Source organism: Wolbachia endosymbiont of Muscidifurax uniraptor, assembly GCF_054149795.1.
Genome location: NZ_CP083727.1, coordinates 218,736 through 244,430 on the forward strand (window position 1 = coordinate 218,736; position 25,695 = coordinate 244,430).

18 protein-coding genes, 1 tRNA gene and 6 pseudogenes are annotated in these 25,695 nt (G+C 34.9%); 16 read left to right on the forward strand and 9 right to left on the reverse strand.

The features are described from left to right. Positions 1–303 precede the first annotated feature (303 nt). Positions 304–1,252: pseudogene (locus tag LA754_RS01095) on the forward strand (IS5 family transposase). A 265-nt stretch (positions 1,253–1,517) separates the two neighbouring features. On the opposite strand, the gene LA754_RS01100 reads toward LA754_RS01095, so the two are convergent. From LA754_RS01100 to LA754_RS01115, 4 genes and pseudogenes are all read right to left on the reverse strand, one after another. Then, positions 1,518–2,021, reverse strand: a complete 504-nt coding sequence (locus LA754_RS01100; RefSeq protein WP_006279958.1) for a protein-disulfide reductase DsbD domain-containing protein — start codon at positions 2,019–2,021, stop codon at positions 1,518–1,520. A 304-nt stretch (positions 2,022–2,325) separates the two neighbouring features. Next, positions 2,326–3,266 (reverse strand): annotated as a pseudogene (locus LA754_RS01105) (IS5 family transposase). A gap of 249 nt (positions 3,267–3,515) precedes the next feature. After that, on the reverse strand, positions 3,516–4,574 hold the full coding sequence (locus LA754_RS01110; RefSeq protein ID WP_457923652.1) for a hypothetical protein: 1,059 nt from the start codon (positions 4,572–4,574) through the stop codon (positions 3,516–3,518). Beyond that, a complete protein-coding gene (locus LA754_RS01115) occupies positions 4,571–4,873 on the reverse strand; it encodes a hypothetical protein (RefSeq protein WP_457923653.1) in 303 nt (100 codons plus the stop codon). The genes LA754_RS01110 and LA754_RS01115 overlap by 4 nt, the downstream gene beginning before the upstream one ends. A gap of 302 nt (positions 4,874–5,175) precedes the next feature. Between LA754_RS01115 and LA754_RS01120 the strand changes: the two are divergent. From LA754_RS01120 to lpdA, 3 genes and pseudogenes are all read left to right on the forward strand, one after another. Continuing rightward, positions 5,176–5,998, forward strand: a pseudogene (locus LA754_RS01120) (IS5 family transposase). Between the two features lie 483 nt (positions 5,999–6,481). Next, a pseudogene (locus LA754_RS01125) lies at positions 6,482–7,395 on the forward strand (IS110 family transposase). Between the two features lie 75 nt (positions 7,396–7,470). Continuing rightward, on the forward strand, positions 7,471–8,844 hold the full coding sequence (gene lpdA / locus LA754_RS01130; RefSeq protein ID WP_006279961.1) for a dihydrolipoyl dehydrogenase: 1,374 nt from the start codon (positions 7,471–7,473) through the stop codon (positions 8,842–8,844). 5 nt (positions 8,845–8,849) lie between these two features. Here the strand turns inward: lpdA and LA754_RS01135 are convergent, their stop codons facing one another. Then, a complete protein-coding gene (locus LA754_RS01135) occupies positions 8,850–9,242 on the reverse strand; it encodes a hypothetical protein (protein ID WP_006279962.1) in 393 nt (130 codons plus the stop codon). A 69-nt stretch (positions 9,243–9,311) separates the two neighbouring features. Between LA754_RS01135 and murG the strand changes: the two genes are divergently transcribed. Next, positions 9,312–10,343: an undecaprenyldiphospho-muramoylpentapeptide beta-N-acetylglucosaminyltransferase gene (gene murG / locus LA754_RS01140; protein ID WP_015589119.1), complete on the forward strand. Its 1,032-nt coding sequence runs from the start codon at positions 9,312–9,314 to the stop codon at positions 10,341–10,343. On the opposite strand, the gene gshB is transcribed toward murG, so the two are convergent. After that, positions 10,328–11,257 (reverse strand): glutathione synthase, encoded by a 930-nt coding sequence (gene gshB, locus LA754_RS01145; RefSeq protein ID WP_015589118.1) that lies wholly within the window; start codon positions 11,255–11,257, stop codon positions 10,328–10,330. The genes murG and gshB overlap by 16 nt on opposite strands. Positions 11,258–11,317: 60 nt before the next feature. Beyond that, entirely contained in the window at positions 11,318–11,914 is a 597-nt protein-coding gene (locus LA754_RS01150; RefSeq protein ID WP_006279461.1) for a BON domain-containing protein, read from the reverse strand. 140 nt (positions 11,915–12,054) lie between these two features. Here LA754_RS01150 and LA754_RS01155 point away from each other — a divergent pair. The 9 genes from LA754_RS01155 (at position 12,055) to LA754_RS01195 (ending at position 22,216) form a co-directional block, all read left to right on the forward strand. Beyond that, positions 12,055–12,136 (forward strand) — tRNA-Leu (locus tag LA754_RS01155). Between the two features lie 158 nt (positions 12,137–12,294). Then, positions 12,295–13,629 (forward strand): trigger factor, encoded by a 1,335-nt coding sequence (gene tig, locus LA754_RS01160; RefSeq protein ID WP_077190069.1) that lies wholly within the window; start codon positions 12,295–12,297, stop codon positions 13,627–13,629. Between the two features lie 11 nt (positions 13,630–13,640). Next, positions 13,641–14,267: an ATP-dependent Clp endopeptidase proteolytic subunit ClpP gene (gene clpP, locus LA754_RS01165; protein ID WP_006280254.1), complete on the forward strand. Its 627-nt coding sequence runs from the start codon at positions 13,641–13,643 to the stop codon at positions 14,265–14,267. Beyond that, positions 14,267–15,544: an ATP-dependent Clp protease ATP-binding subunit ClpX gene (gene clpX, locus LA754_RS01170; RefSeq protein WP_006279985.1), complete on the forward strand. Its 1,278-nt coding sequence runs from the start codon at positions 14,267–14,269 to the stop codon at positions 15,542–15,544. The genes clpP and clpX overlap by 1 nt, the downstream gene beginning before the upstream one ends. Before the next feature lie 15 nt (positions 15,545–15,559). Further along, positions 15,560–18,013, forward strand: a complete 2,454-nt coding sequence (lon, locus tag LA754_RS01175) for an endopeptidase La (RefSeq protein ID WP_006279987.1) — start codon at positions 15,560–15,562, stop codon at positions 18,011–18,013. 450 nt (positions 18,014–18,463) lie between these two features. Beyond that, on the forward strand, positions 18,464–18,901 hold the full coding sequence (gene tnpA, locus LA754_RS01180) for an IS200/IS605 family transposase (RefSeq protein ID WP_006279552.1): 438 nt from the start codon (positions 18,464–18,466) through the stop codon (positions 18,899–18,901). Between the two features lie 173 nt (positions 18,902–19,074). Further along, positions 19,075–20,190 carry a Na+/H+ antiporter NhaC family protein gene (locus tag LA754_RS01185; protein ID WP_457923654.1) on the forward strand — a complete coding sequence of 372 codons (1,116 nt, stop codon included), beginning with the start codon at positions 19,075–19,077 and terminating at the stop codon, positions 20,188–20,190. 34 nt (positions 20,191–20,224) lie between these two features. Further along, complete coding sequence (locus LA754_RS01190; RefSeq protein ID WP_006279990.1) at positions 20,225–21,484, forward strand: cbb3-type cytochrome c oxidase subunit I; 1,260 nt, start codon at positions 20,225–20,227, stop codon at positions 21,482–21,484. A gap of 570 nt (positions 21,485–22,054) precedes the next feature. After that, a complete protein-coding gene (locus tag LA754_RS01195; RefSeq protein ID WP_353285570.1) occupies positions 22,055–22,216 on the forward strand; it encodes a hypothetical protein in 162 nt (53 codons plus the stop codon). Positions 22,217–22,218: 2 nt separating this feature from the next. Here LA754_RS01195 and LA754_RS01200 read toward each other — a convergent pair. Next, positions 22,219–23,167 (reverse strand): annotated as a pseudogene (locus LA754_RS01200) (IS5 family transposase). Between the two features lie 176 nt (positions 23,168–23,343). On the opposite strand from LA754_RS01200, the gene LA754_RS01205 reads away from it, so the two are divergent. Together LA754_RS01205 and recJ are read left to right on the forward strand one after the other, a co-directional pair. After that, positions 23,344–23,577: a hypothetical protein gene (locus LA754_RS01205; RefSeq protein WP_010962507.1), complete on the forward strand. Its 234-nt coding sequence runs from the start codon at positions 23,344–23,346 to the stop codon at positions 23,575–23,577. 60 nt (positions 23,578–23,637) lie between these two features. Continuing rightward, positions 23,638–25,377, forward strand: a complete 1,740-nt coding sequence (gene recJ / locus LA754_RS01210; RefSeq protein WP_457923655.1) for a single-stranded-DNA-specific exonuclease RecJ — start codon at positions 23,638–23,640, stop codon at positions 25,375–25,377. Between the two features lie 54 nt (positions 25,378–25,431). Here recJ and LA754_RS01215 read toward each other — a convergent pair. Further along, positions 25,432–25,689, reverse strand: a pseudogene (locus tag LA754_RS01215) (IS256 family transposase); the annotation flags it as partial. Positions 25,690–25,695: the final 6 nt, after the last annotated feature.

Genomic DNA, 25,695 nt, shown 5'->3' on the forward strand with positions numbered 1-25,695 from the left:
AAATTTAGGTATTCATTGACCGTTCTTGTTATAAATACCAGAATAATAAGCTACTGATATTCGCTATCTTTTTTATCTTTAATCCATCATAGCTAGCGATGCAACAAAGCCCACTGGGATCCAGCTTTTAATGCAACCCCTCACCAAAAATATTGTGTTTTAACATAAGGTTAGCTACTTTTATACTCACCAGCTTAGTGTCCAATCTGGATCCCAGTGGGCTTTGTTGCATAGCAGCAGAAAAATTAGTGATTACTGACAAAATTCATTATAAAATAGCCATTTAACCTTGAAAGAAAAAATATGCCACAAAAAATGAGGGTCAGTAACCATAGCGAATATAACAAATTTCTAGAAAAAAGAGGAAATATTTTTCATTATACCAACGAAGCCATAGAAAAGTGGTACGAGAATGGTCCAAAAATACCAGGTGGCAACAATATTTATAGCGATAAAGTTGTAATTTTGGTGCACATAATAACTTGTTTATTTAGAATAGGCCTGAGGCAAACAGTTGGGTTTATAGCAGGATACCTTGAGCAAATTGGGAAAAATTTGCAAGTTATCAGCTATTCACAATCATCAAGAAGGTTTAAGAAACTCAATATTAAGATCAATGATTGCAGAAAATAATATGGAAGATATCGAAATTGCTATAGACAGTACAGGAATTAGTATATACAACAACACTCCTGGTCATAGCAAAGAAAATAGCGAAGATAGAAAGTATCGCAGCTATGAACAGACAAGAAAATTGCATGTAATGTTGAATACAAACAGCAAAAAAGCCATAGCTGTAAAATACAGTAACGGTGTCTACTCTGATCACTATGGAGCTTGTGATTTGCTAAAAGAAGTCGATTTTCAGTATGTCATAAAAGTACTATATGCAGATAGGGCATATGACAGAGAAAAGCTCTATAAGCTGTGTAATCAATATGGTATAAAAACGAAAATTCCTCCGAAAAACAACGCAGCAGAGCATCCAAAGTTAGACTATATGGCTGAGAGAAATTCTGCAGTCAAGCTCATAAAGTCATATGATGAAGATGGTATAAAGAAGTGGAAAAAAGAGATGAGTTATGGAAAAAGATCTTATATAGAAAGTTTTTTCTCGCGACTGAAACAAACATTCGGGTTTAGTTTTAGGAATAAATCTGAGACAAATAGAGAGAAGGAACTACTTGTTAAATGCTATTTGCTCAATAAGTTCACTGATATTGGTATGGCTAAATTTGAGATAGCTTCATAAATTTATTGTGCGTTACCTACTATCCGAAGAGCGATGCAACAAAGCCATCCCAGTGTCAAGCACTGGGATGACATCTTTTTTCTTGGTACAAATTACTCTTATATCTCAATGTTCGTACAGTTAGTGCGTGACACTGGGATCTAAATTTTTTATGCGAAACCATTATGTTTATATACTTGTAGGCCCAAGTTCCTCACATAGTGAACAAAAAAGTAAATGAGATTCCAGTGTCACGCGCTGGAATGACACCTACTCCATGAGAACTCTATTTTTCATACCACTCATTTATAAGTTTATTGATATCAGAATCTATAAAATCCTTTAATGGTTGCCTGATTTTTATCTCAACATTTTTAGGGATGCACCTATCTTTACATATCGCATAATTTATATGGAAGTTAAGGTCAATATACCCTTGATTTAAAAATATATTCATCTTAAAGGGAAATAATACCATATCCTCATATACGTTACTTACAAACGTCTCTCTCCCTACTTTATCTTTATGTTCCTTTGGAATAGGCCAGTGAATATTTATATCTGATGCATTATCTTTGTAACTAATAGACGTGGGAAGGCCAAAATCTCCAGGATCTTTATAATATATGTGCCAGCCTGGTTCTACTGTAACCTTTATTGCACCTTTAAGAGTGAAGCTTGCTTCATTTATCTCGCCAATAAGTAAATCAAATTTTGCAATTTCCTCGTCAGCATATAGTTGAGCGCAAGAAAAAAATAAAAATAATATTAAATATATATATATTTTCATTAAGGTAAATTTCTCCTTTTATGGAGAAAGTGATTTAGATTTTAATTATTACATTTAATAGCATTATATAGATTATTTATTAATATAGCATTATGCTATAGCTAAACTGACTTACAACAATCTAAAAAACGACAAATTCGTCATTCCGCTACTTGTTAGCGGAATCTATGCCGAGATACCGCGAATGAATCCACAACTGTACGAACATTGTGATTTTGGCCCATAAGGAGGGTGTCATCCCAGTGCTTGACACTGGGATGGCTTTGTTGCATCACACTTTATGAGATGGTGATTTATGGTAAATTCATATAACTATCTCAAATTTAGCCATACCAATATCAGTGAATTTATTAAGCAAATAGCATTTGATTAGCAGTTCTTTTTCTCGATTTATCTCAGATTTATTCCTAAAACTAAATCCGAATATTTGCTTTAATCTTGAGAAAAACCCTTCAATATAAGATCTTTTCCCATAATTTACTTCTTTTTTCCATTCTTTCATGCCATCTTCACCGTATAATTTTATTAACCTAATAGCAGCATTCCTGTCAGACATATAATCTATTTCTGGATGTTCTGCCGCATTGTTTATTGGTGGAATTTTTGTCTTTATATCATATTCGTTACACAACTTATAAAACTTGTGCCTATCACATGCTCTATCTGCATATAGTGCTTTTATGGCATGCTGAAAATCAACTTCTTTTAGCAAATCACAAGCTCCATAGTGATCAGAGTAGACACCGTTACTGTATTTTACAGCTATGGCTTTTTTGTTGTTTATATTCAACATTACGTGCAATTTTCTCGTTTGCTCATAGCCACGATATTTTCTGTCAGTGCTATTTTCCTTGCTGTGTGTTGTTGTATATACTAATTCCTGTACTGTCTATAGCAATTTCGATATCTTCCATATTATTTTCTGCAATCATTGATCTTAATATTAAGTTTCTTAAACCTTCTTGATGCTTGTGAATAGCTGATAACTGCCAAATCTCTTCCTATTTGTTGCAAATACCCTTTTATAAACCCGACTGTTTGTCTTAAACCAATTCTAAAGAAACTGACGATTATATGCACCAAAATCACAACTTTATCACTATAAATATAGTTGCCGCCCTGCATTTTTGGACAATTCTCGTACCAATTTTCTATGGCGTCATTGATATAACAAAAAATGCTTCCTCTTTCTTGGAGAAATTTGTTATATTCATGGCAGTTACTGACTCTCATTTTTTGTGGCATATTTTTTCTTCAACAGTTAAATGGCTATTTATAATGAATTTTGTCAGTAACTGCCAGTTCTTTTCACTTGAGCGATGCAACAAAGCCCACTGGGATCCAGAAAAATTGATTGTGCACTATACAACATTTTCGATTAAAAGCTGGATTCCAGTGTCAAGCACTGGAATGACATCACAGGGGCACTGGAATTTTTGTTTCAATATTTGTACATTAGCCATGCATCTGAACAGATACTGTAAATTAGCTATATTACATTAGCCCATCAGATGAGTTGTAATGGTTATAATTGTCTGATAAGTGATCTCTAACATCGTGACCTAACTCATTGGCATCAGGCTTAACTTCGTGATCTAACTCATTAGCATCGAGCTTAAACAAAGAAGGATTATCATCAGATTGTTGATTAGACTCTTTCTCTTTCGACCCAAATAACCATGAAAAGAGTGATGAGATAGAATCAATAATGGATTTAATTGCTGAAAAAATATTGGATAAGAAATTACTGGGTTGCTGAGTGTCTTGCTGGCTACTTTTTTCTTCTTCTACATTACTTTGTTCTACTTCACTTGATTTTTCCACATCTTGTTCAGGTTTACTTCTGCTTATAAATGTCTTATCTAGCTGTTTGAATATATTTTTGTCGGAGTTTTGAAAATACATTCGACTTATCTCCTTATTTTCATCAATGTAAATCACTAAAGTTGTATTATCGTTCCCCAATCCATCACATTCACTAACGAGCGATTCATGAGAGTTCTTAATGTCTTTGATAAATTGAAATTTTTCTTCTTCTGAAAAGTCCTTGCATCTTACGTTATAAGTGGTGCCTTTGTATTTAAAACTAAATATCCATCCACGGTCTTCATATTCATCTACACCCATCTGCTTGCAAATAGCTTTATAATTTTTTTCTTCTACCTCAAGTCCAATTGCATTTGCCATCAGCTGACTATTTTTATAGTCCAATTCTCTTACTTTTGTTGGGGAAAACTTGAATTGAAATACGTGACCAAATTCATGGGCTAAAACGTTGTCCGTATAAGCGTTTTTATAGAGCAATACGCTTTCTCCATTTGTCATCCCACCAGAAATATTGAGCGAAGATTGATTCCATGAAAACCCAGGAACCAAAGTGCCATATCCCTTATAATCATATTTATTATTAAAAACATAGGTATGCACAGTCACTTGAGTATCACTATCCATACAAAACTTTGCTTTATATGCCTCATAGGCATTTTGAATATCAAGCTTTATTTGATCTTGCTCCCGTTGCGATACATTGTCATAATGTATTACGCAATTCAACTTCCATATTCAAAATTGAATTGATTAGGTAATACATCTTGTAATCCTACGTATTTTGTATTCTCACCAAAGTTTTTTGATTGTGCAATTTTATATGAATTATTACGGTATGTAATAGAGTTTCCGTTAGGCAACTTAGGTATCTGCGCAATCGCTGTTCCATTACTATCATAGAAGAAAATATCAGAATCACCAATCCTAAAATCCTTTATAGATTGCCCGCAAGTGCCATCATTTGCACAATCGTGATGATTTGGGTCAGTCTTCTTATAAAACCATGCGTTAGTGTATTTTCCCATTTTGATACCTCACTACCAAACCTTACTATATTATTATCTTGGTAAAAATCATAATAATCCGTTAACTTGTATTTTAAATCTGTATCAAATGTGCTTTTCTCGTAAGGTATCAATTGTGAAGTAATTAACTTTATTTGTTTAAAATTTTGCTAAAATAGCTCTTTTTATACTATGTTTTATATAGCTAAACTGACTTAGATTTACTGACAATTTGAAAAACAAAAATTCGTCATTCCGCTACTAGAGTTTGTCCACAAACCAAGGAATACGTAGTATATAAAGAAAGAATATTGAGGTAAGAGATGAGGAAAAAATATCCAACAGATTTAAGTAAAAGGGAATGGGCAAGAATAGAAAAACACTTCAGAGTATCGTACAAGAAAGGAGGAAGGCCACCAAAATACAGTAAGTGTGAGATAGTAAATGCAATTCTTTATATACTGCGCACAGGATGTCAATGGCGCTATTTACCACACGATTTTCCGCCGTGGAAGGCTGTGCATGAACAGTTTAGAAGATGGAAAAAGCAGAGAATTTTTGAGAAAATGAACTATGATATCACTAAATATAGTAGGTCAAAAATGGGAAGCCGAGCGCATGCATAGTGGACAGTCAATCGGTAAAAACCACGGAAAAAGGGGGGGCAAAGGTTATGATGGTGCGAAAAAGGTAAAGGGGAGAAAAAGACATATAATCACAGATACTCAAGGATTTGTGCTTGGTTGCTATGTAGGAGCTGCAAGCGAAAATGACAGAGATGGGGTGAAGATGGCATTGGACAATATGAAGGAAAAATACAGCAATATTAAGAAAATGTGGGCTGATATGGGATACCAAGGAAAAGATTTAAAGGATTACGTAAAGAGAGAATATGGGATAGATATTGAAATTGTCAAAAGGCCTCCATGTAGGTTTTGGGTGCATAAAGATACACCACTAGAACTATTGCCACAACGGGATCCTGGATTTTCAGTACAGCCGAGAAGGTGGGTGGTAGAGAGGACTTTTGCTTGGATCAATAGAAATAGAAGGCTATCAAAGGAGTACGATTTACTTACAACATCTACTGAAAGTTTCATATATCTGGCTATGAGTAAAGTTATGTTAAGTAGGGAATATGCTTGATTTACTGGTTTGTGGACAACCTCCTATAGTATTTTCTAAAACGAATGATAAACGTCTAAAATGGTATTACCAACTAAAAGGTGTAAGTCTGTACATTGATGCATTAGAGGTCTGAGGCGACTTTTGATGGTGTGCCAACAATGCTCTATCGGATTTAGATCTTACTATTACCCACAAATATAAATGTTTGTTGCATAGCTCTTAATGGCATAACTTTTGCTTGAAATAACTGTTTATATGGTGCAATTTACAGCTTTTAGTTGCTAAAATTATAACTCTTAGTTTAATAATTTTAATCTAATAAGCTTTCAGGTTAATAAAATTAAATTATTTGAGTAAATACAATACTATGTTTTTATTTGTGGGTAATAGTAAGGCTTAAAACAAAATGTAGTACGAACGGTAGGTGGATCTAAAAGATCGAATTACAATCCTGTATACAGCATTTTGCATTATTGTTTGATTATATTTATAGGTACAAAAATGGCTAGAATAATTTTCATGGGAGTAGATGTTTCCAAGGAAGCATTGGACATCTCAATTAATGGCAAGCATAAGCGCATAGCAAACGTGAGTGATGCTATATCTAAGTTTATAGAAACAAATATAGTCGATTTACCCATCAAGTTATATGTAAACTGGTGGCTATGAAAAGCTCATTATAGAATTGTTGCAAGATAACTGTCCATAAAGCTCACCCGAATCGGGTATATGCATTTGCCAAAGCTTGCAATCATTTTGCAAAAACTGACAAGTTAGATGCTAAATTACTGGAAAAATACGCTGAATTTGTCAGTAAAGACGGTGAAGTAAAAGGATGTATAATTTCACAAAAGCAAGAGGAATTAAAGGAGCTGGGGGCAGTTGAGCGTAATTTAAATGATGCAATTCATGCAAACAAGTGTCGCCTGCAAAGTGCGACGGGAAAAGCTAGAGAATACATAGAAAGACAGATAGGGTTTGCTGAAAAACAATTGAAAGAAATTAGGCAAGACATAGAAGACGCAATAGCTGAATTGAAAGGAAAAAATGAGCTTTTAATCAGCTATAAAGGTATTGGATCAAAGACGGCGAGCGTTCTACTGACAGAGGTGCCTGAGCTTGGTAGATTAGAGAATAGAGAAATTGCATGCTTAGTTGGAGTTGCACCTAAAACTAGTGAAAGTGGAAGAAAAGTTGGCAAAGCTCAAATCAAAGGAGGCAGGTTTTATGCAAGGAAAGCACTATACATGTCAGCTCTTGTTGCTATGCGCCACAACAGAAAAATGAAAGCGTTTTATCAGCGTTTGGTTGATTCTGGCAAAGCTGCTAAGGTTGCATTAGTTGCTGTCATGAGAAAAATTATCGTTTGTTTAAATGCCATGATAAAAAATAACAACTTTTATCTTGACTCTTAAGACGGTAGATGACAGACCATTGATTGTATGGGTTTCATCTGTTATATATAATCTTTTTGAATACGAAGAAAACTGATGAATGAGTATGATATTACGGTTATAGGTAGCGGTCCTGGTGGTTATATAGCGGCAATTAGGGCGGCACAGCTTGGGTTTAAAACTGCAATTGTGGAAAAAGAAAAAAATTTAGGCGGTATATGCTTAAATTGGGGATGTATACCAACAAAATCACTGCTTAGAGCATCTGAGGTTTATAGGCTAATAAAAAGATCAAAAGAGTTTGGTATAGAAGTAAAGGGAGCGAATTTTGATATACAATCAATAGTGAAATACTCAAGAAACGTTGTTGATAAATTGTCAAGCGGTGTTGCATATTTGATGAAAAAAAATAATATCAAAGTTCATCAAGGTTTTGGTAAACTTGCAGGCAATGGTACTATAAAAGTTGCTGGCGATAAGGAAGAACAAGAAATTGTTTCCAAGCATATCATTTTAGCAACAGGCGTGAGGGCACGGAATCTGCCTGGAATAGAGGCAGATGGAGATTTAATATGGAATGCGCAGCATGCTATGATGCCGGGCAAATTACCAAAATCACTACTAATTATAGGGTCTGGTGCAATTGGAATAGAATTTGCAAGTTTTTATAGTACTTTGGGGGTTGATGTAACAATCATAGAGATAAAGAGCACTATTTTGCCGCTGGAGGATAAAGACATTTCAGATTTAGCACAAGAAATATTCACAAAACAGGGGATAAAAATATATACAAATAGTAGCGTAAAAGCTTTGACTAAAAATAAAGACTCTGCTCAAGTGCTACTAAGTAGTGGTGAGAGCAAAGAATTTGATAGGGTGATTGTTGCGGTTGGCATTCAGGCAAATACTGAAAATATAGGTTTAGAAAATACAAAAATTAAATTAAGCCCTTCTGGTTTTATTGAAATAAATGAATGGTATGAAACTAGTGAATCAAATGTGTATGCAATAGGTGATGTAGCTGGCCCACCATGTTTAGCACATAAAGCGAGCCATGAAGCCGTGATCTGCATTGAAAAGATTGCTGGTAAAGGTACTCATGCGTTAAAAAAAGAGTGCATACCAAATTGCACTTATTCTCATCCACAAATAGCGAGCATCGGCCTTACTGAGGAACAGGCAATAAAAGGTGGGTATGATATAAAAATAGGAAAATTTCATTCTAACTTTAATGGTAAGTCTGTTGCACTCAGTGAAACTGAAGGGTTAGTGAAAACGATTATAGATAAAAAAACCAGAGAAATTCTGGGTAGCCACATGATAGGTGCAGAAGTAACGGAGTTAATTAGCAATTTTGCTCTTGCAAAGCAACTAGAAGGAACAGACTTCGACATAAAATCTACGATTTTTCCTCATCCAACCATTTCAGAGATGATACATGAATCAGTGCTTGCTGCAGATGTTAAATAGTTGAACTAACGTTCCATCGTTTTAGAGTTGTCAATGTCTTGAGTAGTAGTTTGATTAGGCACTTTAGTTTCAATAGATTGATTACCACCAGCATCAGAATTCTGTAACTCTTCTTTCAATCCCTTAGCTGCTTCTTTAACTTCAAGCTTTGCCTTTGGATGAAGATCTTCTGGGCCTTTTCCTTTAGTATCCAAACCTTGTTGTAGATTAGTGCTTTTCATTTTATTATGCTGCTCGTGCTCAGGTAGGTCAACGACCGAATTGAAAAGAATTTTTATTATATTTTTTAGCAGTTCTAAAAAACCTCCGCTTCTGCCTTCTCTTTGTTCTTGAGGTTTATTTTTCTCATTAGGTTCTTTTTTACTATTACTTTTAGGCATTTTTAACTCAACTATCATAACGCTTAATAAAATTCTACGTGCAAATTGTTAAATAACAGTTAACAATCTAGGATTTATTATTTACAGATGGATATTATTTTAGCAACAGGTGGCACAGGTGGGCATATCTTTCCGGCCATAGCTTTAGCAAAAGCACTAAAGACACAAGGATACAATTGCATATTATTCACTGATAAAAAAACAAATAAAAATACCGACATAGAAAGCTACACCTTACCATTACGTAGACCAAGCAGCAACAAATTTAAGTTTTTCCTTTTCTTGATATACAGCTCTATGTTAGCACTGTATCAAGTAAGAAAATTAAAACCAAAATCGGTCATTGGTTTTGGTAGCTATGCTTCTTTTCCAACTCTTCTTGCAGCAAGAGTTCTTTCTATACCTATAATTTTACATGAACAAAACACAGTTTTAGGGAGAGTAAATAGATTCTTTTTCAAGAGTGCAAAATTAATTGCAACCAGCTTTCCGGAGACTAAATATGCAGAGGGCAATAAATGTATTTTTACAGGAAATTTTGTTGATATAAAAGCACAGAGCCATTCTAGCACTGAGAAAATCCTAAATATATTGGTCATAGCAGGCAGCCAAGGTGCAAATTTTTTTGATGATGTAGTAAGCAGCGTAATTTGTGATTTACCTATTAAAATGAAAAAGAAAATTAGAGTGACGCAGCAATGTACGAAGAAAAATGTAAACAAGGTCAAAAGTCTATACAAAAGTGAAAAGATCGATTGTGAATTGAGTGAATTTTTTGATGATATGGAGAATAGACTGGCCAATGCTCACTTGGTAATTAGCAGAGCAGGAGCAACTTCAATAGCAGAGATCACTCTTGCTAGGCGTTCTGCTATATATATTCCTTACCCTTACTCAAAAGATAATCACCAATTTTATAACGCAAAATATATTGAAGACTCGAGAGCAGCTATAATAGTTGAGCAGAATAGTGAAGCAAAAAAAAATCTAACAGAGGTACTATTTGATCTATTAAATAATTCTCAAAAATTGCGTGATATGACCAATAGTACAGAAAAAACAGGGATAAAGAATGGGACTACTGAGTTTGTTAAGGTGATTGTTCACAGGTTTAGTTGATGGCTGCTTGCTTTTTCTTCAAACACGTCCCAAAGATCCTTTTCTAGCGATATATTATACAATTTATTGATATAAACTACTCCCGTGGGTGAAGTTGTGTTAATTTCGAGCAGGAAGTCATCTATAATATCAATACCAACAAATATTAGCCCTCTTTTCTTTAATTCAGGACCAATTTTGTTACATATTTCGTTGTTTCTATCGTTCATTTGAGCGGGCTCAAAACTTGCTCCAAGTCGCATGTTTGTTCTGATCTCTCCACTGATTTTTGGAATTCGTTTCATTACACCAATTGGTTGGCCATAAAGTAGCAATATTCTTTTATCTTTATCTATGTTTTTACAAAATGATTGTGCAATCACAGGGCATTCGTATTTTGCTATCATGAGATCCACTACTACTTGAATACTATTCTCATCTTGTATTCTTATCACATCGTTTCCTCCATAACTATACAATGGCTTCAGAATAATATCTTGATAGTTGTAGTAGAAATCTCTAATCATTGATATATTTTCAGTAATCAAAGTTGGCGGAATTAGCTCTGGAAATAATGAAGTTATCAATTTTTCAGGACAATTTCTTATTTCTGTTGGATTGTTAATTACCAATGCGCTGGTTTTTTCTAAGATATATGTTGTTGTAATATAACGCATATCAAAGGGTGGATCCTGTCTGATAAATATGATGTCCATTTCATTCAAGTTGATTGCTACATCCTCTTTAGAGATAAAACTAAAATCATCAACGCTGACTTTCTGAGCCAGAGCAATTGGATGGTTTAGCTTTAGTGCTAAATTGTTAGGAGCATAGACAAAAACTTCGTGCTTCCTCCTTTGTGCTTCCTTTATTAGCACGAATGTAGTGTCAGTTTCAAAATTTATATTTTCATCCATCTGAAAGGCAATTTTCATTTATGTTCTCTACCTATTGTCACAACTGTACAAATGTTATAATTTGAAAGCGATTTTTGCCTAATGGCGTAACTTACTGTACCTGTATCGTACATAACTTACAACTTGTTTTACTCCCTTTACTTTTCTTGCAATTGCTATTACAGCTTTTAATTCCGCTTTGTTTTGGGCTATACCCATCAAATAAACAACTCTATCAACCGTATTAACGCTATAATTAATTGACTTAATATTTCTTTTTCCCAGGAGTCTTGTTCTTATTTCCGCTGTTATCATGCCATCTACAGTGGTGTCTAGCATGGAAGCCATTTGAATTGGTATTACTCTTATTTCATTTATCACTTCTTTAATTTCTTTTTGCTGCCAAGCTATTTTTTCTGCTGTAAGTTGTTTTTCAGGAGTGTCAACACTTCCAATGAGCAATACTCTTCCTTCACTTACTTTAACCTTTATGGATGAAAATAGCCCATGTTTTAAGAGCCCCTTATTAATTCTGATGACCATAGTCGTATCATCAATGATATTTCCCAAGGATTTGTCCTGCATTGTTATTGCTGTTGCTGTCGCTGTAGCCACCACACCACCTATTATAAGGGTTGTGCAACCACTTTGTGTAATCAAAAAAATTGCGAGTAAGAAGCTTGTTATTAATCTCATTATTGATTTTCATGGTTTAGAGCTTTCATTAAGAAATGTTAATAAGCTTTTTTGATTGTGTAAATACCATAAATTAGGTAAGACTTTAAACCTTGAATATTTTTAATGGAATACCTATAATAGGGTACTGAAAATTTCTTGCGGATATGGCGGAATTGGTAGACGTGCCAGGTTTAGGTCCTGGTGAGCTTGCTCGTGGGGGTTCAAGTCCCTCTATCCGCACTTTAAAGTCATGTAACTTAGGTTTTAAGGGAAAATTTATAATCACTAAATACACTTTTGTTTGTGTAAAAACCTGTTCTTAAGGATTGTGTTTAACTTAAATTCTGGTAAAATGACTCTATTAAGATATGAATTAAAATGTTAATAAATGAATTATGATGTCTAATAATATACCTCAAAATACAGTCGAAGTAAGTAGCGTATATACCTACAAAGAGCTTAGTATAGATAAACTAAAGTATGAGTATGAAATCACAGTTGGTAGTGATTATGTAAAACAAAAGGTAAATTCCAGGTTGCAAGAGATAGCAGAAAATGCAAAATCACCTGGGTTTAGGGCTGGAAAGATGCCCTATGACCTTGTTGTTGCAAATTATAAAAACGAGGCTTTGGAATATGTGATAAATAATACAATTGATTATTGCTCAAGTGATTTGATGAAAAAAATTGAAGTCAAGTCTCACATTTATCCTAAGGTTGATGTTATATCATTACCAGATCTGGGCAAAGAAAATGAGGAGGGCAATTTTGTATACAAGCTATCTTTTGAGTCGATGCCTGAAGTACCAGTGATAGATCTTGACAAAATAAACTTAAAGAAAATTGAAGCAAAGATTGAAGAGGAAGATATAAAAGAATTTATTGATTCTATTAAAACAAAGTTCCCCAATTTCGCCTCTGTTGATGATGCTTCTTATCAAGCGAAAGATGGGGATAAATTGATAATTGATTTTGAAGGGCGGATTAGGAATAAGCTCTTTCAAGGTGGAAGTAGCAAAAATTTTGCCGTTAATTTAGGGTCTGGCACATTTATTAATGGTTTTGAGGATCAATTAACTGGTATGAAAAAGGGAGAAACAAAGAACTTTAAGTTGAAATTTCCTGAAAATTACCAAGCCATTTCCCTTGCAGGACAGGAAGCTGATTTTTCTGTGCGAGTTAATGAGATTCAAATTGCCAAAGATTTTGAAAATGATGATGAAATAGCTAAGAGTATTGGGTTTAAAGATTATTCTTTGCTAATAAATCATGCAAAAAAAATGATTGGTGATCAGTGCACCGAAATGAGAAATCTCTTAATTAAAAAGGAGCTGTTTGATTATTTGAATGCTAATTATAGTTTTGATTTACCCACAGACATAGTAAAACAGGAGCAACAAAGAATGGAAGGAGAATTGGGTGCTCAAAATGATTCTCGTAAAGAAGCTGAAAAACGTGTAAAGCTTGCTATGTTATTTATGAAATTTAGTGCAGAACATAAAATATCATTAACTCAAAATGATGTTTTGAGTGTTATTGTAAATCAATATGTCAGTAAAGATGTGCAATTTGACAGAGTACTTAAGCATTTTGAATCAAATAAACAATTTCAAGAATTAGTTAGAGGGCAAGCGCTTGAGTATAAAGTGACAGATTATATAATAGAAAAAGTTAGTAAAGAAGAGCAGATTGTTTCTGTGAAAGAATTAAAGGAATTATTTGATAATATTTAATAGGAAAAGGTATGACTCTTATACCAATTGTAGTTGAACAAACTAGTCGCGGTGAGCGCGCTTATGACATATATTCAAGACTAGTGAAAGAAAGAATAATTTTTGTAACAGGTCCTATTGAAGACAATATGGCCAGTGTAATAGTAGCACAGCTTTTATTTTTAGAATCGGAAAATCCCGATAAAGACATTTGTATGTACATCAACTCACCAGGTGGTGTTGTAACTGCTGGTTTGTCGATCTACGATACAATGCAGTATATAAACCCAGACGTTTCAACTTTATGTATAGGTCAAGCTGCGTCTATGGGTTCTTTATTGCTTGCAGCTGGTACAAAAGGTAAGCGCTACTCTCTACCTCATTCAAGAATTATGATACATCAGCCATCTGGTGGTTATCATGGTCAAGCAACTGATATAGAAATACATGCTAATGAAATTTTGCGGGTTAAGAAAAAACTAAATCAAATTTATGAAAAACATACTGGAAATTCACTGAAGAAAATTGAAGGAATGATGGAAAGAGATAAATTCATGGATCCTGAAGAAGCAAGGAAAATTGGCTTAATTGACAGGGTGATAGCTGAGCGTACAGATATTGAAATTGAAAATATTAAAGTTAAACAAAAGGTGGGTTAATGGATAACAATAATGATTTACACTACTGTTCTTTTTGCAACAAGGCGCAAGATGAAGTAGATAAATTGATTACTAACTCTTCGGATGGTTTAAAGGTGTTTATTTGTAATGAGTGCATAGAATTATCTCATAAAGCAATAAGTCAAAAGAAAGATAGATCTTTTAATTCAGATCGTATATCTGATATGAAGCTATTACTAAAGAAACCTGAGGATATAAAAAACTTTCTCAGCAAGCATGTTGTAGGTCAAGAACACGCGCAACACGTTTTATCTGTAGCTATGTATAACCATTGTCAATCCATGGTACAATTTCATGCTATAAGTGATATTGAAATCGAGAAGTCAAATATAATGCTTATTGGTCCCACTGGTTCTGGTAAGACTTTGCTAGCCAAAACACTTGCTAAAGTTTCAGATGTGCCATTTGCTATGGCTGATGCGACAACTTTAACTGAGGCAGGTTATGTGGGTGATGATGTAGAAAGCGTGTTGTCGCGTTTATTACAAGCTGCAAATTATGACGTTGTAAAAGCACAGCGTGGTATAGTGTTTATAGATGAAATAGACAAGATTACAAGAAAATCTGAAAGCACTTCAATAACCCGTGACGTTTCAGGTGAAGGGGTCCAGCAAGCTCTGCTTAAGATTATGGAGGGTACAGTTGCTTATGTTCCGCCACAAGGAGGGCGAAAACACCCACAACAAGAGTTTATACAAGTGGATACTAGTAACATACTGTTTATTTGTGGAGGAGCTTTTGAAGGCCTCGATAAAATTATTGAAGCGAGAAAAAAGGGAACGTCAGTTGGCTTTGGAGCAGATATAAGTCAGTCTAAAGAGCAAAAGAAAAAGAATGCTTTACATGATGTTCAACCTGAAGATTTAATCAAATTCGGTTTAATACCCGAATTTGTAGGGCGGGTTCCAATAACTGCTGTTTTAGATGAGCTGGATCATGAAGATTTAATACATGTGTTGACAGAGCCAAGGAATGCACTAATAAAACAGTACAAAGCATTGCTTGCGTTTAGCAAAGTAAACCTTGAGTTTTCAGATGAAGCAATATCAGCTATTGCTAAAAAGGCTATAAGCTACAAAACAGGTGCAAGAATGTTACGTGCTATCTTGGAGTCACTTTTGCTTGACATTATGTATACATCTGGAAACGGAGGCTTTGAAGGTAGCACTATAGTAATCACTAAGAAAATGGTAGAATTAGGAAAAGCAACGGTTAATCATAATAACAATGGCAATGTTATAACGGTTAATGATTAATTTGAGGCATATATTATGAACATTGAACGTGCTGTAAGCTCTAGTTTTACTGCATTGCCAGTATTACCTTTAAGAGATGTAGTAATTTTTCCAAATATAATGGTGCCTTTATTCATAGGCAGAGAAAAATCTGTTAATGCACTAGAGTATGCAATAAGTAGTAGTAATCACCAAAATGAGATTTTTCTTGTAGCACAGAAAGATGGCTCTGTTGATAATCCAGAGCCTGAAGATCTTTATGAAGTAGGTGTGTTAGCAAGCATTGTACAACCGTTAATAAAATTACCTGACAATGCAGTAAAAGTTATAATCCGGGGGATAAGAAGGGGAAGAGTTGTAGAATATATTAGCTCTCATACTTTATTACAAGCCAGGGTAGAGTTAGACAATCATTATAAAGAAGATGAAGACAATATTGATTTAGAAGCTTTAAGGCGGTCTGTTGTAGACGCGTTCGATAGCTGGTGTAAGCTAAACAAGAAAAATCAGCCCGAGGTTGCCATTAACTCCATTGATCAAATCAAAGAAGTTGATCAACTTGTAGACACGGTAGCTTCACATTTAAATATAAAAGTATCAGATAAACAAAGCATACTTGAGGCTTATGACCCAGAAGAGCGTTTAAAAAAAGCTTTTGCTTTTATTGAGAGAGAAATGAGTATTTTGAACGCACAAAACCGTTTATATAAGACAATTAAATCGCAAGTTGAAAGCACTCAGAAAGTTTACTACCTTAACGAACAATTGAAAGCTATACAGAAAGAATTAGGCGAATTTGAGAATGGTGATGAAGGGAATATACTCAATGAATTTGAAAAAAAGATAAATGAAACAAAGCTTTCTCAGGAAGCAAGAGAGAAAGCTATAACTGATTTGAAGAGATACAAGAAAATGAATCCCATTTCTCCTGAAGCTACAGTTATATCTAGTTACTTGCATTGGTTGCTTGAGTTGCCATGGGGAAAGTACAAAGATGCAAAAATTAACTTAAATGCAGCTAAGAAAATCTTAGATGAAAATCATTATGGCATAGAGAAAGTAAAAGATAGAATAATAGAATTTTTAGCGGTATTAAAAAGAGTAAAAGAGATAAAAGGTCCTATATTTTGCTTAGTTGGACCGCCAGGTGTTGGTAAAACTTCTTTAGCTAAGTCTATGGCAAGAGCAGTAGGAAGAGATTTTGTTCGCATAGCTCTTGGTGGTGTGCGTGATGAGTCTGAGATACGAGGGCATAGGAAAACTTATATTGGCTCAATGCCTGGTAAAATCATTCAACACATGAAAAAAGCTAATTCATGCAACCCGCTTTTTCTGCTTGATGAAATAGATAAGATGGGTTCTGATTCGCGTGGCGATCCTGCATCTGCATTACTTGAGGTTTTAGATACTGAGCACAATAAACACTTTACGGATCATTACTTGGAAGTTGAGTTTGATCTTTCAAGTGTAATGTTTGTAGCTACGGCAAACAGCTTAAATTTACCACATCCTTTGCGTGATAGGATGGAAATTATACAATTGTCCGGGTATACTGAAGATGAAAAAATCAGTATTGCTACACACCACCTTATTCCGAAGTTAAAGAAGGAGCATGGTTTGTATCAGAAGGAATGGGACATAACTAATGAGGCGTTATACGAGTTGATACGTTTATATACACGTGAAAGTGGTGTGCGGAGTATGGAAAGGGAGCTTGCAAAGCTCATGAGAAAGGCAGTTAAAGAAATATTGACTGATAAAAATAAGAAAATATCCGTAGGGGTTGACAATTTACAAGATTATTTAGGGGTACGTAAATATACCTTTGGCATTGCGGAAAATGAGAGTTTAGTAGGAATAGTAACTGGGCTCGCCTATACTGAAACAGGTGGTGATATTTTGATGATAGAATCAGTCCTAATTCCGGGCAAGGGAGAAATAAAATACACAGGAAAGCTTGGAGAGGTTATGCAAGAATCTATAAAAGCTGCGTATAGTTATATTCGATCAAATTGTTTGTTTTTTGGTATAAAGCCCGAAAAATTCCAAAATAATGATATACATTTACATGTACCTGAGGGTGCAGTACCAAAAGATGGCCCTTCTGCTGGCGGCGCGGTATGTACGTCTATTGTTTCTCTTATGACAAATATACCAGTTAACAAAAATGTTGCTATGACAGGCGAAGTGACATTGCGTGGTAGAGTTTTAGCTATCGGGGGCTTGAGAGAAAAATTGCTTGCAGCGCTCAGAGGATCAATCAAAACTGTGATTATACCAAGTGAAAATGAGAAAGATATGCAAGAAATTCCGGCAAGCATCAAAGAAGGGATCAACGTAGTTTTTGCTAAGAATATTGATGAAGTTACGAAAGTTGCTTTAATGCACCCTACTACTCCAATTAATGGTGATGATAATCAAAATAGTGTGCCTTCCTCTATAGAAAATAAAGATGATACTTTTCCTATGTCGGAAACATTGAAGCATTAGATTAAAAAAATATTATCAATCTCCATTTCTCTTTTATCCGGCAAAAACCCACCAACTTGTGTGTCCCATAAGGATATGACTTGCTTTGTTGTTATGTCATTCATATTTTTTACTTATTCTATCTCCCAGTTTTATTCAAGTAGATGATATATTATAATAGTCCTTTTCATGGAAACCTTTTCTGGTAGATTGCTTTCTAGAAAAACCTTGGTCAAGGTGCTAACTGTGGTTTATAATAATATAAATCATATCATAGTTGATTTGCGTTTATCAGAGCTGGAGTAGAGGTATGTTTTATCTTGCAAATTTTTTGCCTATTTTACTGTTCCTATTTCTTTTTGTAGGAAGTGGTATATATTTTACTTTCCATAAGATGGTACAAGCCTCCACCTTCTAGGTGGAGAAACTTTAGTTTGTCAATGTCATAACTGTACTTTATAAAGTATAGTTATGACGGAATATGACAAAGGAAAACACACTGTATTTTATCATAGGTACCATATAGTCTGGATTACAAAATATCGGTACAGAGTATTAACTAAGGCTATGAAGGAGAGAATACGAACAATCATAGCAGAAGTATCTGAAGAAATGGGGATTAAGATAGAAAACGGAGTAATATCATCAGATCATTTACATTTATTCGTAGTAATACCTCCTCATATAGCTGTGAGTGATTTTGTTCAAAGAGCCAAAGGCAGGTCTTCACGCAAAGTTCAACAAGAATTTCCAGAGCTAAATAAAATGTACTGGGGAAAGCGTTTTTGGGGAAGAGGATACTTTAGTGCTACCAGCGGACATATCACAGATGAAGTCATTAATGAGTACATCAATAAACATACAGATGCACATCAGCCTCATTCTATATCTAGTATAAGATTGGAGTAGCTTTAGCTTCTCATCGCGCTTCCAGCGCTATATCCAACCTTTCGGCTCTCAGCCGATAGTGGTTGAGTGTTCTTGGCGTGTCAAATGCTTTTTATCAGTTATCTCCACTGGTAGCCATTGCTCCTGCCATAGCTCTGGGCTGGATTTTATACAAGGGCAATACTGAAGAAAAAATGTATGCCTTTCTAGATGGGGTAAGAGATCGTAATATTATCACTATGTGTATCATTTTCTTACTTGCAGGTGCATTCAGTGAAGTAACTAAAGCAATCGGTAGTGCTGATGCCACAGTTAATTTGGCTCTTTCATTTATACCAACACAATTTTTACTCATAGGATTATTTTTTGTAGCAGCTTTCATCTCCACTGCTATTGGTACATCAATGGGCACCATTGCAACAATTGCTCCTGTTGCAGTTGAACTGACACAAGCTGGGATTTCTCCTTCCTTAGGAGTGGCAACCGTTGTAGGAGGAGCAATGTTTGGCGACAATTTATCTATTATCTCTGATACTACAATTGCATCTGTGATGTCTCAAAAGGCTGATATAAAGAAAAAATTAAAACTGAATGCAAAAGTGGCACTAATTGCTTCTATATTCACAATAATTATATTATTTTATAGCTCAAGCAATAGTGCTGCTATTTCAGTTAAGGAGTATTCTTTATTGCTTGTGGCTCCTTACATCATACTTATATTGCTTGCAAACTTTGGAATAAATGTATTTACGGCATTGGTTTTAAGCATAACTTTTGCTGGAATCATTGGATTTATAAATAACAACAATTATGGTTTATTGTTTTTAAGCCAAAACATCACTAAGGGGTTTATGAGTATGCATGAAATTATGCTACTGTCATTGATGGTTGGCGGGCTTTCAGGACTGGTAGGTAAAAATTCTAAGGAGTTTGCAGATAAACTTTCATCTCGGGTTATGATACAACGTGGTGGACAAAAAACTGCGCAATTATTTATTGCAAAAATAGTCAGCATATTTGATATTTTACTTGCAAATAACACCATCGCTATAATTTTTAGTGGTGAAATTGCTAGAGATATTGCTAAGAAATATGAAATACCGCCTCACTATAGTGCAGCATGGCTAGGCATATTTTCTTGTGTATTTCAAGGATTAATACCGTATGGCGCTCAATTGCTTTTGGCTAGCACTATTGCTGGAGTTTCACCTTTGGCAGTCGTGCCACACGTATACTATTGCTATGTTTTAGGTATTATTGCAGTGTTATATATTGTATTGAACAAAATTGAGAAAAAAGATTGTGCTTAATATACAAGACAACGCTCCGCTCTGTAGAAAATGGATGTTCTTGGCAGTATGTGCTCTTGCTTGCTCTGGGTTACTGTCAATAATTGTTATTTTTCTACGATTGCCTTTTATCTCCTCTCTTGTTCCTTCTGCACAATATATTTTTGATAATGCGCTGGTAATACACGTGAACTTGTCAATTTTAGTGTGGATGTGCTCTATAATATCTCTGCTCTTTATCATAAACCTACAAAATACCAATAGTTGGTTTAACTTTTCATGGGTTCTATCAACCCTTTCGATGCTGCTCATGTTTATATCTGCATTCGTTCCAAACACTGAAGTTATCAAAAGTAACTATATTCCCGTATTACAAAACAAATTATTTTTACTTGGACTCAGTTTATTTATTGCCAGTATATTAGTAAATACAATGCTAGCATACACATCAAAAAAAGAGGTTTCATTTCTCTCTGTTGGACAAATTGGGCTAGTTATTATACTTGTATCGTCATTTCTTTGCTTTGTTTTAGCATATAATAATATGCCTCCAGGTCTATATCACTCAGATAATAATTTATTTTACGAATATCTCTTTTGGGGAGGCGGACATTTATTGCAGTTTGCTTTTACTCAAGGAATGTTTTTAGTCTATTTAATAATGCTAAGTTCCAATGATATTAGTTTAGCTTCAAACAATAAAATTACTATTTTACCACTATTTATAAACACGATTTTAGCTGTAGGCGCACCGTTTGTATATTTTGTTTATCCAGTTGATAGTGCCAAGTTAATACAGTTTTTTACTTGGCATATGAGGATTGCTGGAGCAGTTTTGCCGTGCTTTTTGATAATATTAGTGTGCTACAACATCAGAACTTTTATTAATGATAAAAGCAACTATTTATTACATTCATTTTTGTTGTTCACTTATGGAGATGTGCTCGGAGTGTTGACTATTGAAGGGAATGTCACCATTCCCGCTCATTATCACGGTTCTGTAGTTGGGATCACTATAGCTTTTATGAATTTCATTTATTGGCTGTTACCCAAATTAAACTTTAAAGAGGTAAAAAACTCCATGGTAAGATTACAGATTTATGCCTACAGTGTAGGGCATTTTCTCCATATTACTGGCCTTGTTTGGCTTGGTGGGTATGGTGCTTTAAGGAAGGTTGCAGATCTGCCAAGTATTTCATCAATGTTAGCACGCACGTGCTTCATTATAGGTGGCGCTATATCAGTTGTTGGTGGAATGTTGTTCGTAATAATTGTGCTTTTACATCTGTTAAAAGGCAAAGCGCGTACCAACTGACCCATAGAAACGAAAAAACTTACTTGACAAACTCCGCTAGCGCCCTTATCATGAAACTGAAGCTATTTATTTATCTTCTCTGTACAGATTAAATGACAAAAAAACTCAACGTATTTGGCGTCTCATGTTTAATTTTTTGCACTATGTGCACCTTATGTCTTTATCAAATTTCTAGGTTTTTACCTACACAAGCTGAAATACGCTTATAAAGCATTTAAAACATAAAAAAACGCCAACTTAAAAAATGGGTAGTGAATAACTAGCTACCCTAGGGTTTCTTTTGCCTTTTTTTCTGTTTAGTAAATTTCTTAATGTTTATAATTTAGATTAGTTGCGGCTTAAAAGCAACTAAATCGCGGTTATTAAGCGTTTAGAATAAAAAAACGCCATACTTGAAAGTATAATGTAAGTAATTAGCCAACCACGGGGCTTCTTTTGCCTTTTTTTTTATTTGGTAAATTTTTTAATATTTATACGGAAGGTAGCGCGTGACGCTGGAACCCCAAAAAAAGGATGATGTCATCCCAGTGCTCCTTTTTTTGTCATCCGAGTAGCTGACACTGTCCTCCTTTGTCATCCCAGTGCCCAGACACTGGGATCCAGCATTTCACGCAATCCCATCAAGAACGTTGTATTTTACATAACACTTTTATGCTTACCAACTTAATAAAATTCCTGGATCCCAGTGGGCTTTGTTGCATCGCTCTTCGGATAGTAGGTAACGTACAATAAATTCATGAAGCTATCTCAAACTTAGCCATGCCTATTTCAGTAAATTTGTTAAGCAAATAACACTTGAGTAGCAGTTCCTTCTCACGATTAATTTCAGATTTGCTCCTAAAACTAAACCCAAATATTCGCTTCAACCTTGAGAAAAATCCTTCAATATACGATCTTTTTCCGTAATTTACTTCTTCTTTCCATCTTTTTATACCATTCTCACCATGTAATTTCATTAACTGAATAGCGGCATTTCTATCAAGCATATAATCCAATTTTGGATGCTCTGCTGCGTTGTTTTTCGGAGGAATTTTCGTTTTTATACCATATTGATTACACAGCTTATAGAGCTTTTCTCTGTCATATGCCCTATCTGCATATAGTACTTTTATGACATACTGAAAATCGACTTCTTTTAGCAAATCACAAGCTCCATAGTGATCAGAGTAGACACCGTTACTGTATTTTACAGCTATGGCTTTTTTGCTGTTTGTATTCAACATTACATGCAATTTTCTTGTCTGTTCATAGCTGCGATACTTTCTATCTTCGCTATTTTCTTTGCTATGACCAGGAGTGTTGTTGTATATACTAATTCCTGTACTGTCTATAGCAATTTCGATATCTTCCATATTATTTTCTGCAATCATTGATCTTAATATTGAGTTTCTTAAACCTTCTTGATGATTGTGAATAGCTGATAACTTGCAAATTTTTCCCAATTTGCTCAAGGTATCCTGCTATAAACCCAACTGTTTGCCTCAGGCCTATTCTAAATAAACAAGTTATTATGTGCACCAAAATTACAACTTTATCGCTATAAATATTGTTGCCACCTGGTATTTTTGGACCATTCTCGTACCACTTTTCTATGGCTTCGTTGGTATAATGAAAAATATTTCCTCTTTTTTCTAGAAATTTGTTATATTCGCTATGGTTACTGACCCTCATTTTTTGTGGCATATTTTTTCTTTCAAGGTTAAATGGCTATTTTATAATGAATTTTGTCAGTAGCCACCAGATTTTTCAGTTGCTATGCAACAAAGCCATCCCAGTGTCAGCTACTCGGATGACAAAAAAAGGAGCACTGGGATGACAGGAGAGGGAGGCTACTTGGATGACATCATAGGGGCACTGGGATGACACCATTCTTTTTCCTGGATCCAAATAGTCAAGGCACTGGAATGACAAAAAAAGGAGGCACTGGAACGACAAAGTGGAGTGTCTGCTTCTGTCATCCTATGATAGCTAAAAAGACCTGGTCACGCGCTGGAATGACACCGAAGGGGCTACTGCCCTCTTGGATGGAGACCAGTGTCAGCTACTTAGATGATACCTTTTTTCTACTTAGTTTAGGTTATGCAGAAGTCTAATACAATTATAGAACAAGCTTAAAAATTCTGGTAAAGTAGTTTTATTTACAAGGAAAGAATATGCTACTTGAAATTGAAAAGCGCAGCATAACAAATGCATTGTGGAAGTTGCAAGAAGCAGATCAAAGGCAAATCTTAACTCTTACACAGAGATTTGAGTTACCAGAAATATTAGCAAGAATATTGGTTACTCGTGGTGTTAACATAGAAAATGCAAGCGACTTCTTATATCCACTAATCAGATCGCTATTACCAGATCCCTTTCACCTTCTTGATATGGATAAAGCTGTTTCTCGTATAATATGGGCAATAAAAAATGATGAAAACCTTGCAATATTTGGTGACTATGATGTTGATGGTGCAACGTCGTCAGCATTGATTAACAGGTACCTGAGAGCAATCGATATACACTCTATAATCTACATTCCAGATCGTGTTGATGAGGGTTATGGATTAAACACAGATGCTTTATTACAACTTAAAAAGAATGGAATTGATTTATGTATTTCCGTTGATTGTGGTACGCTTGCATATCAACCAATAGAAGATGCAAAGGCTTTTGGTCTTGATATTATAGTTGTTGACCATCACCTTGGTACGGAAAAATTACCAAGCGCCGTAGCAGTTGTGAATCCAAACCGCCTTGATGAGAGCTCTCCTTATAATAACCTAGCAGCAGTTGGAGTGTCATTTCTGCTAATTGTTGCTCTTAATAAAAGCCTACGTGAGCAAGGATTTTTTACCAACAAAAAAGAACCAGATTTATTTGATCTGTTGGATTTGGTTGCCCTGGGAACTGTCTGTGATGTTATGCAGATCACAGGCCTCAATAGAGCACTTGTCTCACAAGGATTAAAAGTTATGTCAACAAGAAAAAACGTTGGCTTGCGTGTTTTATTTGATGCTTTGGGAATCCTTGAAAAACCAAGTGTTTCTCGATTAGGGTTTAGTATTGGGCCATGCATAAATGCTGGAGGAAGAATTGGAGAAGCATCGCTTGGTGCAAGGTTGCTTTCCACCGATGATGATGAAGAGGCACATTCAATCGCGCTAAAATTAATAGATTTGAATAATGCAAGAAAAGTGTTAGAAAATGAGGCTCTCTTGGAAGCTACAGCACAAGCGGAAAAGTCTGCCCAATCAGGTGCGAATTTTATAATGATAAGTGGCAATTGGCACCAGGGAATAATTGGTATAATTGCATCAAGGCTAAAGGAGCAGTTTCACTTGCCAACAGTAGTGATATCTTTAAATAATGGAATAGGAAAAGCAAGCTGTAGATCAATTTTGGGAGTTGATATCGATGCTGCAGTCCTTTCCGCAAAGTTTATAAATTTGATTATTGAAGGTGGTGGCCATAGTATGGCGGCAGGATTTTCAATTAAAGAGGACAAAATAAATGATTTGCATGATTTTTTTACTGAAAGATTTTCAAATTCTATAAATGAGAAAACTTTAAAAGCTGATAGTATAGTAACTGCTAAAGCAATAAATTTGTCTTTATGGAATCAATTGCAACGCTTGGGACCATTTGGAGTTGGAAATCCTGAACCAAGGTTTATTATCCAAGGAGCAAAGATAAGAAAGCCTGAAGTTATAGGAGTTGACCATATAAAATGTTTTATTGCTGATGATAATGTTATGGTAAGAGCTATTGCATTTCGTTCTGCAAATACTCATCTTGGCTCTGCTATCATGCAGGGTAATGTTAAAGCTATTTTGGGTAAAATCTCTATGAATTACTGGAATGGCAATGAATTTGTACAATTTTTAATAGAAGATGTATTGACCATTAGTTGAGTGTATCTGTTCAGCAGAGTGGCAAAATAGGTAGACAAGATAAACCAAAAAATCAAGAAGAAGTGAGTGTGCACTTGTCCGTAAAGTCTTTCCATTTCTCCCATTTCTTCGATTATTCTCTTCACTTTCAGCTAATAAGTGATTTTCTATTTCACCTTCCAAACTTGCCTCCAGCAGCTTTTTTATAAATGGTGTAAATGCTCCATCCCTTCCTGTTAATGGTCTGCCTTCCCTTATTGATGACAGTATATTTGCTTCCAGTTCTTTGTAATCTACCAAACCGGTAGTTCTGTTTACTATTTTCTGACTCATTGTCAA